This window comes from Nonomuraea sp. NPDC050451, from assembly GCF_044458585.1.
The window spans coordinates 23,561-37,781 of record NZ_JBITHZ010000049.1 but is presented as its reverse complement, the minus strand read 5'-3'; the positions used below and the strand labels follow the sequence as shown (position 1 = coordinate 37,781).

Sequence of the window (14,221 nt, the reverse complement as noted above, 5' to 3'; positions counted from 1 at the left end):
CCGGCTCCAGGACACCGCACGCCAGGCGGCCCTCACCCTCCCCGACGTCAGCCACGGACGCCCCTTCACCCCCGTACTCGACGTGTACAAGGTCGCGGGCAAGGTGTTCCTGATCATCACCGACGACCCGACCCAGAGATCCCGAAGCCACGGCGAGGGGCAAAGTAGCTGGCAGGCGTTCGGTGCTGCCGGTGGCCGACCGCCGGGGGCGGCGTGGGGGTGTTCTCCGGGTGGTGGGGTGGGTTTACCAGTCCTGGCGGGTGGGGTGGATGACGATGTCGTTGACGGTGACGTTGGCGGGCTGGTTGAGGGTGTAGACAACAGCGTCGGCCACGCGGTCGGGGTGGATGGCGCCCTCGTTGAGGTCCTGGGCGATCTGCTTGCCCTCGATGTTGGAGATCTTGTCGGCCCAGCCGGTGTCGATGACGCCGGGGCTGATCATGGAGACCTGGATGCCGTGGGTGATGCCGACTTCCTGGCGGAGGCTGTCGGTGATGCCGCGGATGAAGAACTTGGTGGCGCTGTAGACGCCGCTGGCTTCGCCGACGCGGATGCCGGCCACCGAGCTGAGGTTGAGGATGTGGCCGGACCGGCGGGCGATCATGCCGGACAGGACGGCGCTGATGGCGTGCAGGTAGCCGCGGAGGTTGGTGTCGATCATCTTGTCCCAGTCGTCGACAGCACGGTCGGACCACTTGGAGAAGAGCATCAGACCGGCGTTGTTGACCAGGTGGTCGATGGGGCCGTACTCGCTGGCTGCGAAGTCCATCAGGCCCTCGACGTCGTCCAGGCGGGTGACGTCGGTGATGCGGGCGGTGGCCGCGCCGATGCCGGAGGAGGCGCCGGTGATGACGCTGACGCGGCCCTGCAGGTGGTTGTCGTGGCTGTCTGCCATGGTGGCTGTGTCCTTCTGTAAGCGGTGTTCAGGCGGTGCGTGCGCGGGTGTCGAAGTCGAGGAACACGCGCACGAAGCCCTCCGGGTTCTCCTCGGGCACCCAGTGGCCGGCCCTCTCCACGAGGTGGCCGGTGACGTTGTCGGCGATCTCCTCGCACATGCCCTGATAGTGGGCGGCCAGTGCCTGGGTGGCGCCGCCGGAGGCGAGCACGGGGACGGTGAGCTTGCCGCCGGAGGCGATGGCGTCGCGGTGAATCTGGGCGTCGTGGTCGAGTTCCCGGTAGATCTCGCACAGGGCGCGCATCGCGCCGGGAGCTTGGAAGGCGCGCGTAGACGTCCACATCGGCGTCTGTGATCGCGTCGGGCTGGTAGGTCAGGTCATCGAAGAACCGCGTGATGTACCGGCGTTCCCGGCCGTGGGTGAGGTAGACGGCGATGTCAGGGGTGGCGTGGAAGTCGAAGTGCCAGGCGCTCTTGGCGACCTTGCGCTGCTCGTCGTGGTCCGTGCCAGGCAGCGGCGCTTCCATGGTGGTGAGACTGACGACGTCGTCGCGGTAGCGCAGAGCGTAGCCGAACGCCAGCATCGAGCCGAGGTCGTGGCCGACCACGGAGACGGGCTTCTGGACGCCGAGGTGGTCGTGGACGAGGGTGTACAGGTCTGCGGCCATCGTCCACTTGTCGTAGCCGTCGCGAGGCTTGGTGGACGCGCCGGCGCCGCGGTAGTCGGGGGCGATGACGTGGTAGCCGGCCTGCGCGAGCGGGGCGAGGACCTTGCGCCAGGCATGCCGGGTCTGCGGGGCGCCGTGGATGAGCACCACGGTCTTCGGCTCCTCCGCCTCGGGCAGCGGCGGGGGCTCGGCGAGGGTGTAGCCGATACGGACACCGGCGTCTTGGTTGATCCAGGCACGTCCGTGGTTGATCTGGACACTGCCGTGGTCGGTGCCGGTGGCCGCGGTGGGGTGCGCGTTCATCCTGGAGCGCCTTTCGTTGTACGGGTGCGGGCGGTGGAAGGTCCGGCTGCGGGGTTGCCGGCGGCTCGGGGCCGACCGCTACGGGCGAGCAGCGCGGGTCAGGCTGTGCGACAGTCCAGTACCGGGCGTGCCGCGTCAGAGTGGGGGCCGGTGAGCATCTCCATCTCCTTCACCACCGTGTGGAGGGGCCGGGAGTGCTGGAGAAGGCGCTGGGGGCCGTGGCCCCGCCAGGGTGGTGATCAGCGTGCGGGCCGCGGCCTGTAGCCTCTCGCGAGCGAGGGCGGTGTGCGTGCTCATCCGATCGGCTCGGCTTTCGTGCGGGTGAAGGCCGGACAGCACGGCGCGCCCGACGTGAGGTCAGGCGGCGGGGGCATCGAAGTCGGCCGACTTCGTCAGTGCCTCGTTCGCGCGGATCTCCGCGAGGATCGACTCCAGTTGCTCGATCGCCATGCTGTACGCCGGGGCGCCCAGCAGCAGGCGCTGGGGGTGGGGGTCGGCGGCGAGGGCGGTGATGATCGTCCGGGCGGCGGCGTGGGGGTCGCCGGGCTCCTTGCCGGTGTCCGCGCGGAACGCGGCACGCTGCGCGCCGACCGTGTCGGCGTAGTCGGCGATCTCCCGCTCGGGGAGCGTCTCATGGGCGGAACGCCCGGCCCAGTCGGTGCGGAAGGGGCCGGGCTCGACGAGCAGCGTGGTGATGCCCAGCGGGGTGACCTCCTGGCGCAAGGCGTCGGTCAGGCCCTCGACGGCGAACTTGGTGGCGGCGTAGTAGCCGGCGGCCGGGAAGGCACGCAGTCCTCCGATGGAGGAGAAGTTCACGATCGTTCCCGAGCGGCGCGCGCGCATGCCCGGCAGCACGGCGCGGATCACGTCGGACAGGCCGAAGACGTTGATGTCGAAGATCCGGCGGATCTCCTCGTCGGTGCTCTCCTCGATGGCGGCGAAGTAGCCGATGCCGGCGTTGTTGACCAGGACGTCGATGCCGCCGAACCGCTCCTGGGCCGCGGTGACGGCGGCGCGGACCTGTCCGGGGTCGGTGACGTCCAGCGGCAGGGCCAGGGCCCGGTCGGGTGCCGCCTCGGCAAGGTCCTTGATCTGCTCGACGTTGCGGGCGGTGATCACTGCCTGGTCTCCGTGGGCCAGGACGGCCTGAGCGAGGGAGCGGCCGAAGCCGGTGGAGCAGCCAGTGATGAGCCAGGTCTTCACGATGCGAAGTTCCTTTCGTGCGGCGGCGCGCGAGGCGTCGCCAGGTCGGTCGGGTTCGGGTGCGGTCCGGGTGCCGCGGGGCGATCGGGTGCCGCTCTTCCACGACATCACCGGCCAGGGGCGCGGCAGGGGCCGGTAGCGGGGGCGGATTGTCCTGGTCAACGGCTTCCTAGGATGCGGCGACCCAGGCTCGTGGCGTTCCGCGGCACGGTCGGCGGGGAGCATGGAGGTATGGCACGAAATGTGGACCTGAGTGAGTTTCTGCGCCGCTGCCGTGCCCGGATCAGCCCGGAGTCGGCGGGCCTGCCCGAGCGCGGCGCCTACCGGCGGGTGCCGGGCCTGCGGCGCGAGGAGGTCGCCCAACTGGCCGGGGTGAGCACCGACTACTACACGCGGCTGGAGCAGGGGCGGCAGATCAGCCCCACGCCCGGCGTGCTGGAGGCGATCGCGGGCGCGCTGGGCATGGACGACGCAGAGCGGGCTCACCTGTTCGACCTCGTGCGGCCCCAGCCCGCCGCCCGCCGGAGCCCGCCGCGGGTGCAGAAGGTCCGCTCCGGGCTGCATCGGTTCCTGGACTCCTTCACCGACCAGGCCGCCTTCGTCCTGGGGCGGCGCGGCGACGTCCTGGCCGCCAATCGGCTGGCCAAGGCGCTGCTGGCCGACTTCGACGCCATGCCCTACCGGGAGCGGAACCTCACACGGTGGATCATCCTGGATCCGGCCGCCCGCGACCTGTATGTCGACTGGGAGAAGATCGCCTCGGAGATGACCGCGATCCTCCGCCTGGACGCCGGCCGCCACCCCGACGACACCCGCACCGCCGAGCTGGTGGGTGAGCTGTCGATGAAGAGCGAGCACTTCCGCCGTTGGTGGGCCGACCACAAGGTCCTGGACCGCAGCTTCGGCACCAAACGGTTCCACCACCCCGTCGTCGGGCCGCTGAGCATCGACTACCAGGCATTCACCATGCCCGGCACCGACGACCAGACCCTCTTCGTCTACCTGCCGACCGACGACCAGTCCTCTCAGGACGCCTGGCGCCTTCTGGCCAGCTGGGCCGCAGACCCCCTGCCCCGGCCCGCAGCCGATCAGGCCGCCGCCGACCCGGTCGAGACCGCACACGACCCCAGGAGCACCTCATGAGCACCAACCACCGCCATTCCAGCCGCCCTCTCGCCCTGGTGACCGGCGCGTCCGCGGGTATCGGCTACCAGCTGGCCCTGCTGTTCGCCCGCAACGGCTACGACCTGGTCGCCACCGGCCGCGGCGACAGCATCGACCGCGCCGCCACCGACTTCGAACAGCACGGCGCCCACGTCGTTCCCGTACGGGCCGACCTGTCCAAACGCGACGGCGTCCAAGCAGTGTGGCAGGCCGTACAAGACACCGGCCGACCGCTGGAAGCAGCTGTGCTCAACGCCGGGCGCAGCATCGGCGGCGCGTTCCTCGACACCGATCTGGACGACGAACTCGACCTGCTCGCCCTCAACGTCACCTCCGTCGTCGCGCTCGCCAAACCCGTCGCGCGGCACATGGCCGACCACGGCAACGGCAAGATCCTCATCACCTCGTCCCTCTCGGCGACGCTGCCCACCCCGTACGAGACCGTCTACGGACCCTCCCGCGCGTTCACGTACATGTTCGCCGAGGCACTGCGCCAAGAGATGAAGGACCGCGCGCGCGGCGTCACCGTCACCGCGCTGCTGCCCGGTGCCACCGACAGCGACTTTCACGCCCGCGCCGGAATGGGCAACACCGCCTTCGGCCCCGGCGCCAAGAAGAACAGCCGCATCCAGGTCGCCGCCCAGGGCTACCGCGCCCTCATGGCCGGCAAAGACCACGTCATCGGCGGAGACCTGCGCACGAAACTCACCGCCCTGATCAACCGCCTGCTTCCCGAACCGTTCAAAGCCGCCCGCCACGCCCGCAAGGCCCAGCCCCGCAACACAGCGCCCCGGCAACGCGACACCGCCACGGCCTCCCGCTGACCGGCAGCGGCCCGGGCTCTCCTCGCCGGGCGTCATCTCCAAAAGATCCGGTGCTGGACCTCATGACGCTCCGATACGCGATCGAGAACTGGAGCTGATATCTACCGCTCAACTACTTTGCCCCGCGCCGTGGCTTCGGGAGTACTGGGCCGACCCGGACGAGCAGATCATCACCGTCAAGTGCGAACCCGAACACGCCCGCGCGCAACAACGCGGCTACCCCTCGATCACACCGGGCCGCTACCTCGACAAGCGGCACTGGATCTCGCTGGGACCGGGGCCCGGCATCACCCAGCGGCTGGTCACCGACGTCGAAGTCGAGGTGCTTGAGCAGTTTGGGCAGGAACCGTCGGATGGTGGCGTAGCGATCCAGTAGTTCTTCTTGGAAGTCCTCGTCCGGTTCGCGGGCGATGTCGCCGATGGCATCGGCGGCGGCGTGGATGGCGGGCAGGTCCATCTCATCGAGGGCGGCGCGGATGTCGCCGTCGGGGATTTCGGCGACGGAGCGGATTTTCAGCCACACCTCGCGCAGCACGATCGCTGCGGTGTCGAGGTCTTTGAGGGTGCGCATCCGCTCCTTGTTGGCTTTGAACGCCGAGGTGCGCAGCAGGTCGCCGACCGCCAGGTCGAACACCTCGATCGCGTCGTCGGCCGACTGGGGGGCCATGGTCGCGGCGAAGGCGACCAGGGTGGCGAGTTTGCGGTCGCCGGCCAGTTCGGCGACGGCCTGGGCGCGGGCGGCGTGGGCGAAGCGGGCCAGTGCGGCGATCTTGCCGGGCGGCACCGCGCTCAGGTCCCAGCCGGCAGCGCCCAGGTCGCGCAGTTCGACATGCCGGTCCAGGGCTTTGACCAGGCCGGTGCCGCTGACGTCGGTGGGGCTTTTGCGTAATCGGTCCAGCCGGGAGACGCGCCGGCCCGCCTCGACCTTGACCAGGTTCTCCAGCACGACGGCCTGGTTCGGGCTGGGGGCGGCGGCCAGCAGCGCGTACTGGCGGGCGGCGACGCGTTCGCGCAGCGCGGCGATCAGCCGTTCCAGGGTGGTGACGCCGGGCAGCAGGATCTTGGCCTCCACCAGGCGGTGGGTGGCCAGGTCGAACAGCACGATCGGGCGCTCGCCCGTGGTCCAAGCGCGTTTGTAGAGCCAGCAGGCCAGCGCGAACCACTGCTCGCCGGCGAAGGCGGTGAAGCCGTAGCCGGCGCGGATCTGCGCCTGATGATCCCAACGGGACTCCTTCTCGCCGCACCCCTTCAGGTCGGCTGCCTGCAGGCCGAGCTGCTCGGCGACGTAGTCGGCCACCGCGGCGGGAACGTCCTCGGGATCGTCCAGGAAGCAGTTCAAGAACCGTGCCGTGCCCAGTTGCACGGACCAGCCGAGCTGGTTGCGCGCGCCGTTGGCGGCCATCGCCCGGCGCCGGTCATCGGCATCCAGGTGGAAGAAGGCGCCCAGCTGGGCGATGTCGGGCACGGCCTTGAAGACACCGTATCGGTTGCGTTGCTCGGCGGACAGGAAACTGACCGGCAAGGGGGCCTCCGCCTCCAGGCATGCCAGGACGCCCCCACCTCGCACAGCGCGGCAGGGGCGCCCTCGGCTATCAGCAGCGGTCAGGCCAGATGATCAACATGACCGATTAGGTGGTGAATTGTGCCAGTCCCACGCCAGTCATGATCACATGCCGTGGGGGGTCGCTTCGCTTGACAGCCGACGAGAGCGCCAGTCCTCGGGTTGGAAAGCGATGTCACTCGGTTTCGGCGCCAGCGCCGTGCGGCTGGTGAGATGGGCGAGGCATCCCGTTGTCAAGGGACACCTGATGGCGAACAGCAAGGTGCAGGCCGTGGACGTGTTCGCGGTCATCCGGCGCGATGCCCGGCAGGTGGCGGGCGGTGGAACACGAAGGTGCGGCCAGCCCTCGTAAGGTGGCCGGCCTGATCGGATGCCGGTCAGGTGGTGTTCATGGGTGGGGCGCCACGCATGGCCTCCTGCGTGGTCTTGATCAGAGCGTCCAGGGTCTGTCGTGTACGGGCGAGTTCGTCGGACTGGGCGTCGATGCGGTCGCGCTCCGCGGTGAGCTGGCGCAGTACCGCCGGAGGGCAGCGTTCCCCGGGATCCTTGATGTGCGGCAGCAGGGCGGCGATGACCTTTCCGGCCATTCCGACGGCGAAGAGCTGTCTGATCAGGAGCACACGGCTCACGGCGTCCTCGCCGTAGTGGCGCTGCCCGCTCGCGCTGCGCTCGCTGGAGAGCATGCCCTGTTCCTCGTAGTAGCGCAGGGAGCGCACGCTGGCCCCGGTCCGCTGTGCGAGATCACCGATCCGCACGGCCCGCCTCCATCCCTGAGTACCCCTCACGCCGATGTCAGGTCTCAGTGTAGCGGCGCGCCCCACGAGCCACTGGAGGCGGTTTCGCGTTGCCCGCATGACCCGGCGGCTTCGCCGAGGCGCGCCAGACAGGCGAGGCGTCCGCCGCTTCTCCGGCGGAGGCCTCGCGTGCGAGCTTTTAGAAGACGCGCTCGGAGACCTTCACCCGCTGGCCCGCCTCCAACGCGGTGCGCAACGTGTCGGCCGGCAGCGGCGCGGCGGCGGCCTGCAGCATGCGCTCGACCGGCACGTCGGGGTCGGCGAGGTAGATCTGGGTGTAGGCACCGGACTCGGGCTCGAAGCGCCAGCTCTCGGCCAGGGCTCCGGCGTCGACGGTGTCGAAGCCGAGCCGCTCGATCAGCTCCGCTGCCCGAGCCTTCGCGCCGGGGTCATCGCCGGCGATGGGCAGGGCGCTGCGGTCCGGGGCCCCGGCGGGCCGGGCGAGCTGGGGGATGTGGTGGGCCAGGATGTTGTTGAAGGCCTTGACCAGCAGGGCGCCGGGCAGCAGCTGCTGGGCCAGCTCGGTCGTGGTCACCTTCTCGGCGTCGAGTTCGGCGATCCGGCCATCACGGGAGGGGTAGTAGTTGCCGGTGTCCAGCACGGACCGGCCCCGCAACAGCTCGGCAGGCACGGAACCGTAGGCGGCAAGCGGGATACTGAGCAGGGTTGCCTCACCAGCGCGGGCAGCCTGCTCCACGGTGCCTGCCGCAGCTCGCGACCCCAGCTCCTCGACCAGACCTGCCAGACTCTGCGGGCCGCGCGAGTTGGCGATCACCACGTTGATGTCCGCCGCCACCGCCAGCCGCGCGACCGCGGTCCCGATGTTTCCGCTTCCGATGATTCCCAGAGTCGACATCGCGATTCCTCCCTCGACGCTGTGGCCGCCCCGAGCCCACACCCGTGAACGCATAGGCCACCCTGGCCACGTTAAGACCTCACATCAATGTCAGAGGCAAATCAGCGGCGCCTGAGGCGTGGCCATAAGGCCCGGACTCTGAAGCGCCTGGCTGCACGGCGACAACCATTACTTGAGGATTGTTGAACGATGCTACAATCGTCTTGAACTTGCCAATGCGCCCGCAGTAGGACGCCCCTTGATCAGCGACGCCAACCGTCAGACCCCCTCCACCGAAGAGGCGGTGCGTGCCTGCGCGATCCGGGCCAAGCAGAGCTGCGCGGCCCTCGAACGCGCGGCGGACACGGACATCGACGCCGCGCTGCGCGGCATGGCGGAGCGGTTGCCGGTGGCCCGGCACGCCCTCGTGTCCGCGAACGAGGAAGACCTCGCGGCGGCCGTGTCCGCCGGGATGTCTCCCGCTCTTCAGGACCGGCTGCGGTTGACCGGTCCGCGGCTGGAGGCCATGGCCGCAGAGCTGCGCACGCTGGCGGATGTGGCGCACGAGCCTCGGAACAAGGTCCTGGAGGAGCGTTCGGACGGCCTCACCCTGCTGGAACGCCGCAGGCCGGTCGGCGTCATCGGCGCGAACTTCGAGGCACGTCCGAACGTCACCCTCGACATCGCCTCCCAGTTCCTGAAGTCGCGCAACGCAGGCGTGCTCCGCACCGGTTCGGCCGCGCTCCGCTCGTCCCGGGCCGTGGTGGAGCAGGTGATCGCACCGGCCCTCCGCGAGGCCGGCCTGGATCCGGACGCCATCCAGCTGGTTCCCAGCGAAAATCGCTCGGCGGCGTACGCGCTGGTGTCCCTGCCGGAGCTGATTCCACTGGTCATCCTGCGCGGCAGCGGCGAGAGCACCCGCGACCTCGGCCGTGAGGCCGCTCGGCATGGCGTGCGTACCCTCGCTCATGCCGACGGCGGCGGGGTCCTCTATGTGGATTCGGCGGCTGACGACAAAGCCGTGCACCAGCTGATCGCCGACAGCCTGGACCGGCTGGGCGTGTGCAACCGGCTCAATCTGCTGCTCATCGACCAGTCCGTGTACGACGAGCGGCTGCCCGGCATTCTGCAGGTCCTGAACCGCCTGGGCATCACCGCTTCCCTGCCCCCGCACACCCACCCGCGCGGATATGAGTGGTCGCTCGACCCGAAGCGTGCCGCCACCGCGCAGTTCATCGACGCCTACACCGGCTCCGGCGTCTTCTGGAACTCCACCACACGGCTCCTCGACGGCTTCAAGCTGCTGCGGCTGCCGGAGATCGGCATCAACATCGACCGGGTGCCCGGCCCACGCGGCCCGGTGAGCTTCCGCGACCTGCATCTGCGGCAGTACATGGTCGTGCCGAGCGAACGTCTCACGTCCTGACAGGACCGTCGTTGCCCCACCGAGCAGAGCAAGAGTTTTGGAGACAGGCACAGAGGCATCTGCGTGCTCTGGAGCGCTCAGCGGCTCAGGCAGTCGCTAGTTTCTGGATACGCGGATGGTTCTCCAGCGCCCACCGCACGGTCTTCGGCGGGCGCCCGAGCAGGGTTTCCAGCTGGTCGGTGACACCGCGATACCCCCCGCCGCCAATCAGCCGGGTCAGGGTCTTCAGATGCTCCGCGATATGCGGGAACTGGCCCATAGCGGGGTCCGCATAGGTCTCATTCCAGGTTTCGACGTCCTCGGGAACGTATGTGATCTTGCGTCCCAGCACGGCTCCGAAGTCCTCCGCGATCTCGTGCATGTCCTTCAGCTCTGGGCCGGTGAGCGCGTAGGACTTCGACAGGTGCGGCGCCGGGTCGACCAGGATCGTCGCGCACAACTCCGCCACGTCGTAAGCCGCGATGGGCGCGAGCCGGTGGTGGCCGAAGGGCAGGCGCAGTTCATCGTCGGCCAGCGAGCCCAGTGCCAGCCAGGTCAGGATCGGGTTCTCGACGAAGAAGGCCGCCCGGACGTTGACGGTCGGGAGGCCGGACCAGTCCAGCACCTGCTCGGCGACCCAGTGGGCCCGCTGCTGCGGTGACCAGTCCGCGACGAGTCCGCCGAGTCGCGAACGCCGTTCGTCCTCCGGTGCGATCATGTTCTCGAACGTCATGAACGACTGCTCGTACTCGGAGATGTTGACGAAGACCTCGATGTCGCCCTGGGCACGCGCCGCCGCGGCCATCAGGCTGACGGCGTCGGTGTAGTAGGGCGACAAGCTCATGCTGAAGTAGATGCGGCGGCAGCCTTTCAGCGCGGCGGTCACGTCGGCGATGTTGAGCAGGTCACCGACGAAGACCTCGGCCCCGGCCTGGCGGAGCGAGTGGGCGCGTTCGTCGTCCTGGCGCACGAACGCGCGCACCGGGTGCCCTTGTTCAAGCAGCATGTCGACCATTGTTCGGCTCACACCACCGATTTCGCCGGCGGCGCCGGTGATCAGGATGGGATTGCGCTGTGGCATCGATCTGTCCTCTGTCTGGTTGGGGTGGGTCAGCGTTACTACAAGCGGGGCGTCGAGCTGTCGATGCGGGTGAGGAAGCCGAGGAGTGCGGCGTTGACCTCGACGGGACGCTCCTGTTGCGTCCAATGCCCGCAGCCCGGCAACACCACCGGGTCGTGCATGTGGGGCGCGAGGGCGCTGAGCGGGTTGCCCGGCCTGCCCTTGCCACGCAGGAGATCGCTCAGCGAGCTGCCCTCGTCCGGGCCGCGCAATGAGGTGACCATGTCGCGGTCTCCCACCACGTACAGGGCGGGGACGTCGATCCCGCGCCCCTTGAAAGGCGCGAGCAGTTCGTTGTTGCGTTCGATGTTGCGGTACCAGTTGAAGGCTCCAGTGAAGGCCTGCTCGCCGTGCAGGGCGAAGTCCTCGGCGTAGACCTGGATGTCCTGCTCCGTCAGCCAGGCGGGGAGAGCGGGCGAGGCCGGCATGGTGTCCAGCAGGCCCAGACCCTCGGGTATGACCAACGGGCGGGGCTGCCTGCCGAGCGGGTTGTCGCCCGAGGCGCCGACCAGCAGGCGGCGGAAGGAGTCCGGGATGTCCTTGGCGAACTCCGCGTCAGCGACTCCCGGCTGCTGGAAGTAGACCTGATAGAAGCCCTCGCCGTACTGGGTGCGGGTGATCGAGGGCGGGACCATCCCGCCGGGCAGAATGGGCGGAATGCTGAGGCCGGCCACCGCGCGAACCTTGTCCGGGCGCAGCATCGCCGCGGTCCAGGCAACGGGTGCACCCCAGTCGTGACCCACGACGACCGCCTGCTCCTCCCCGAGCTCCTCGATCAGGGCGATCACGTCGCCGACGAGGTGGAGCAGGGTGTAGGAGCTGACGTCCGGCGGTTGCTCGCTGCGGGCGTAGCCGCGCTGATCAGGGGCGACGACCCGGTACCCGGCCGCCGCCAGCGCCCCGAACTGGTGACGCCAGGAGTACCAGCTCTCCGGCCAGCCGTGCAGCAGCAGGACCAGCGGCCCCTGCCCCTGCTCGGCGATGTGCAGCCTGACCCCGTTCACGTCGACGAAGCGGTGGGTGAGCGAACTTTCCACGAGGATCTCCTTGAGATCGGTGAGCGCGTGCTACTTCTTCAGCTGCGCGTACATGGCTTCCAGGTCAGCCGACAACTGTGACTTGACCCTGCGGGTGATGTCGTCGGCCAGCACTTCGTGTGCCCCCGCCTCGATGCCGTCGAGCGCTGCCACGGCGACGTCGCGAGGGTCGGCCTTGGGCGCGTCCAGGCCCGCCGTCATGTCGGTGTCCACGTAGGCCACGTGGAGCCCGGTCACCGCGATGCCGCGCGGCGGCAACTCCAGGCGCAAAGAGTTGGTCTGCGACCACAGGGCGGCCTTGGAGGCGCTGTAGGGCGTGCCGTCGGCCAGCCAGGACAGGGCGGAGTGGACGTTGAGGATGTGACCCCCGCCGTTGCGCTCGATGATCGGCGCGAAAGCCCGGGTGACCAGCAGCGGCCCGTAGAAGTTGGTCTCCAGATCCCGGCGCACGTCCTGCATCGGGGAGTCGAGATACGAAGCGCGAACCGAGGCGCCGGCGTTGTTGATCAGGATGGTGACGTCCTGGGCCTGATCGGCGGCGGCCGCCACGGATGCCGGGTCGGTGACCTCGAGCGCCAGCGGGACGGCATCGGGGTGCGTCACCGACCGCGGGTCACGGGCCGTGGCGTACACCTTGCCGGCACCGCGCGCGTAGAGCTCATCGACCAGCACCTTGCCGATACCCCGGCCGCCTCCGGTGACGAAGACGTTGGCGCCCTTGATTGCTGTCACGACATGCCTCCACGTGAGAAACCGATCGGTTTCCGCCACCATAAACCGATCGGTTTCCTCATGCAAACGCAGGCCTGTGATGGCGGCCGGGTCGGAGAGCAGGACGCGTGCGGCGGGCGGTTTCGCCTGCTGGGCGGGTCTGCACGGTCAGTTCCTTGCCCGCCTGGAGCGAGGCCGGAAATTCCGCCGGAGAAACGGCGTCCTATACGTCGAGCCCACAGGTACCTTCTCACGGTCAACTGTCGAGAACCGGACACCCGGGCGCTTGCTGCTTTGAAACCGATCGGTGTACCGTGGTGGAAACCGATCGGTTTCAAGGGGCTCGTGACCCACGGGCATCGGCGCAGCGTCAGTCGGTCAGTGCCGTTGATCGCCAAGCCGATGCAGAGATCAGTCCCGAACGCGCCGCGCCCGGCGCGTGCTGATCGCGTGCGTACTCAACCTCGGAGTCAAAACCATGTCTGCTCATGCCACCTCCACCATCTTCGTCATCGGCGGCACAGGGGCTCAAGGAATACCCATCGTTCGCGCCCTCGTCGCCGACAAGAAGTACTCCGTCCGGGTCCTCACCCGGGATGCCACCTCCCCCCGGGCCCAGACTCTCCTCGCGCTCGGCAACGTCTCCATCCTCGAAGGGTCATTCGCCGACGAGGACGTGCTGCGCGAAGGATTTCGCGGCTGTGACGGGGCGTTCATTAACATCGACGGGTTCAACACGGGCGAGAAGACCGAGACTTACTGGGCCATCCGCAGTTATGAGATAGCGATCGAAGAAGGAATCAAGTTCTTCGTCTATGGAAACCTCGACTACGTCCTGAAGAAATCAGGCTACGACTCCAGGTTCCGCACCGGCCACTATGACGGCAAGGGCCGCATGGCCGAATGGGTGCTGTTCCAGAACGAAAAGAACAGGGATCGGATGGGAGCAGCGGTCTTCACGTCAGGTCCCTACATCGAGATGGTCATCTCACCGCTCACGCCCATGACGCCCACCATCGAGGACGGTGTCGTCACGTGGCGAGTCCCGCTCGGCGAGGGAGCTGTTCCGCATGTGGCTCTCGAAGACTGCGGATTCTATGTCCGCTGGCTCTTCGACCATCCGGAACGGGCCAATGGCATGGACCTCGAAGTCGCCATCGAGCACATGACCTACACCGATATGGCTGCAGCATTCGAGAAGGTCACCGGGCATCCGGCCCAGTACATCGACACTGATCTGGACACATATTGGAACAGTCCGGACCTGAGGGGGATTGCTGATCACCCTGCCGGATACAACGCCGATCCCAACGACAAGAGCACCATGAGCTTCCGCGACAATTTCACGGGCTTCTGGAATGTGTGGAAGCACGGAATCATCACCAGGGACTACGCTCTGCTCGACGAAATTCACCCCGACAGGATCAGAAACGCCGAGGAGTGGTTCCTTCGCGAAGACAAGTTGGGAAGGGAGCTCGGCAAGGGAAGTCTCTGGGAGAGAGTCCAGCCGGAGAACTGGAGCATAGACTCCGCGGTCCTCAAGAGCAGCGCGGATTTCAGGACGGGCAAGTTGTAGGCGGGCGCGATCAGCGCCGCCCATGGCGGGTCTTCGAACTTGAGCGGGGCGTGAGGTCCGGCCTGGCCTGGACTTGAGAGGGCTCGCGGCTCTCGGTAATGCTTCTTGTTGTCGAAGCAAGAACA

The 14,221-nt window shown here is 68.3% G+C and carries 13 protein-coding genes and 1 pseudogene; 4 read left to right on the top strand and 10 right to left on the bottom strand.

All coding sequences use genetic code 11. The features are described 5' to 3' along the window. Positions 1 to 244: 244 nt before the first annotated feature. The 4 genes and pseudogenes from ACIBI9_RS60645 to ACIBI9_RS60630 all read right to left on the bottom strand — a co-directional run bounded on the left by ACIBI9_RS60645 (position 245) and on the right by ACIBI9_RS60630 (position 3,069). Positions 245 to 895: an SDR family oxidoreductase gene (locus ACIBI9_RS60645; protein ID WP_397237043.1), complete on the bottom strand. Its 651-nt coding sequence runs from the start codon at positions 893 to 895 to the stop codon at positions 245 to 247. Positions 896 to 923: 28 nt separating this feature from the next. Beyond that, complete coding sequence (locus ACIBI9_RS60640; protein WP_397237138.1) at positions 924 to 1,238, bottom strand: alpha/beta fold hydrolase; 315 nt, start codon at positions 1,236 to 1,238, stop codon at positions 924 to 926. Further along, positions 1,219 to 1,866, bottom strand: a pseudogene (locus ACIBI9_RS60635) (alpha/beta fold hydrolase); the annotation flags it as partial. The pseudogene ACIBI9_RS60635 and the gene ACIBI9_RS60640, both read right to left, overlap by 20 nt. A 357-nt stretch (positions 1,867 to 2,223) precedes the next feature. Beyond that, entirely contained in the window at positions 2,224 to 3,069 is an 846-nt protein-coding gene (locus tag ACIBI9_RS60630) for an oxidoreductase (RefSeq protein WP_397237041.1), read from the bottom strand. A gap of 231 nt (positions 3,070 to 3,300) precedes the next feature. On the opposite strand from ACIBI9_RS60630, the gene ACIBI9_RS60625 reads away from it, so the two are divergent. Together ACIBI9_RS60625 and ACIBI9_RS60620 are read left to right on the top strand one after the other, a co-directional pair. Beyond that, on the top strand, positions 3,301 to 4,212 hold the full coding sequence (locus ACIBI9_RS60625) for a helix-turn-helix transcriptional regulator (protein ID WP_397237039.1): 912 nt from the start codon (positions 3,301 to 3,303) through the stop codon (positions 4,210 to 4,212). Next, positions 4,209 to 5,057 carry an SDR family NAD(P)-dependent oxidoreductase gene (locus ACIBI9_RS60620; protein WP_397237037.1) on the top strand — a complete coding sequence of 283 codons (849 nt, stop codon included), beginning with the start codon at positions 4,209 to 4,211 and terminating at the stop codon, positions 5,055 to 5,057. The genes ACIBI9_RS60625 and ACIBI9_RS60620 overlap by 4 nt, the downstream gene beginning before the upstream one ends. Positions 5,058 to 5,169: 112 nt before the next feature. On the opposite strand, the gene ACIBI9_RS60615 is transcribed toward ACIBI9_RS60620, so the two are convergent. The 3 genes from ACIBI9_RS60615 to ACIBI9_RS60605 all read right to left on the bottom strand — a co-directional run bounded on the left by ACIBI9_RS60615 (position 5,170) and on the right by ACIBI9_RS60605 (position 8,322). Beyond that, positions 5,170 to 6,579: a DUF4158 domain-containing protein gene (locus tag ACIBI9_RS60615; RefSeq protein ID WP_397237035.1), complete on the bottom strand. Its 1,410-nt coding sequence runs from the start codon at positions 6,577 to 6,579 to the stop codon at positions 5,170 to 5,172. A gap of 416 nt (positions 6,580 to 6,995) precedes the next feature. Then, on the bottom strand, positions 6,996 to 7,373 hold the full coding sequence (locus ACIBI9_RS60610) for a MerR family transcriptional regulator (protein WP_397237033.1): 378 nt from the start codon (positions 7,371 to 7,373) through the stop codon (positions 6,996 to 6,998). A gap of 178 nt (positions 7,374 to 7,551) precedes the next feature. Continuing rightward, on the bottom strand, positions 7,552 to 8,322 hold the full coding sequence (locus ACIBI9_RS60605; RefSeq protein ID WP_397237031.1) for an NADPH-dependent F420 reductase: 771 nt from the start codon (positions 8,320 to 8,322) through the stop codon (positions 7,552 to 7,554). A gap of 184 nt (positions 8,323 to 8,506) precedes the next feature. Here ACIBI9_RS60605 and ACIBI9_RS60600 point away from each other — a divergent pair, with 184 nt between their 5' ends. Next, entirely contained in the window at positions 8,507 to 9,673 is a 1,167-nt protein-coding gene (locus ACIBI9_RS60600) for an aldehyde dehydrogenase family protein (RefSeq protein ID WP_397237029.1), read from the top strand. Positions 9,674 to 9,758: 85 nt separating this feature from the next. Here ACIBI9_RS60600 and ACIBI9_RS60595 read toward each other — a convergent pair whose 3' ends face one another. From ACIBI9_RS60595 to ACIBI9_RS60585, 3 genes are read right to left on the bottom strand one after another with little or no spacing between them, the layout of a single operon-like run. Continuing rightward, positions 9,759 to 10,733 (bottom strand): NmrA family NAD(P)-binding protein, encoded by a 975-nt coding sequence (locus tag ACIBI9_RS60595; protein ID WP_397237027.1) that lies wholly within the window; start codon positions 10,731 to 10,733, stop codon positions 9,759 to 9,761. Positions 10,734 to 10,771: 38 nt separating this feature from the next. Then, positions 10,772 to 11,809, bottom strand: coding sequence for an alpha/beta fold hydrolase (locus ACIBI9_RS60590; RefSeq protein WP_397237026.1), 1,038 nt, complete (start codon positions 11,807 to 11,809; stop codon positions 10,772 to 10,774). Between the two features lie 30 nt (positions 11,810 to 11,839). Next, positions 11,840 to 12,541, bottom strand: coding sequence for an SDR family oxidoreductase (locus ACIBI9_RS60585; RefSeq protein ID WP_397237024.1), 702 nt, complete (start codon positions 12,539 to 12,541; stop codon positions 11,840 to 11,842). Positions 12,542 to 12,998: 457 nt separating this feature from the next. Between ACIBI9_RS60585 and ACIBI9_RS60580 the strand changes: the two genes are divergently transcribed. Then, on the top strand, positions 12,999 to 14,096 hold the full coding sequence (locus tag ACIBI9_RS60580) for an NmrA family NAD(P)-binding protein (protein WP_397237022.1): 1,098 nt from the start codon (positions 12,999 to 13,001) through the stop codon (positions 14,094 to 14,096). Positions 14,097 to 14,221: the final 125 nt, after the last annotated feature.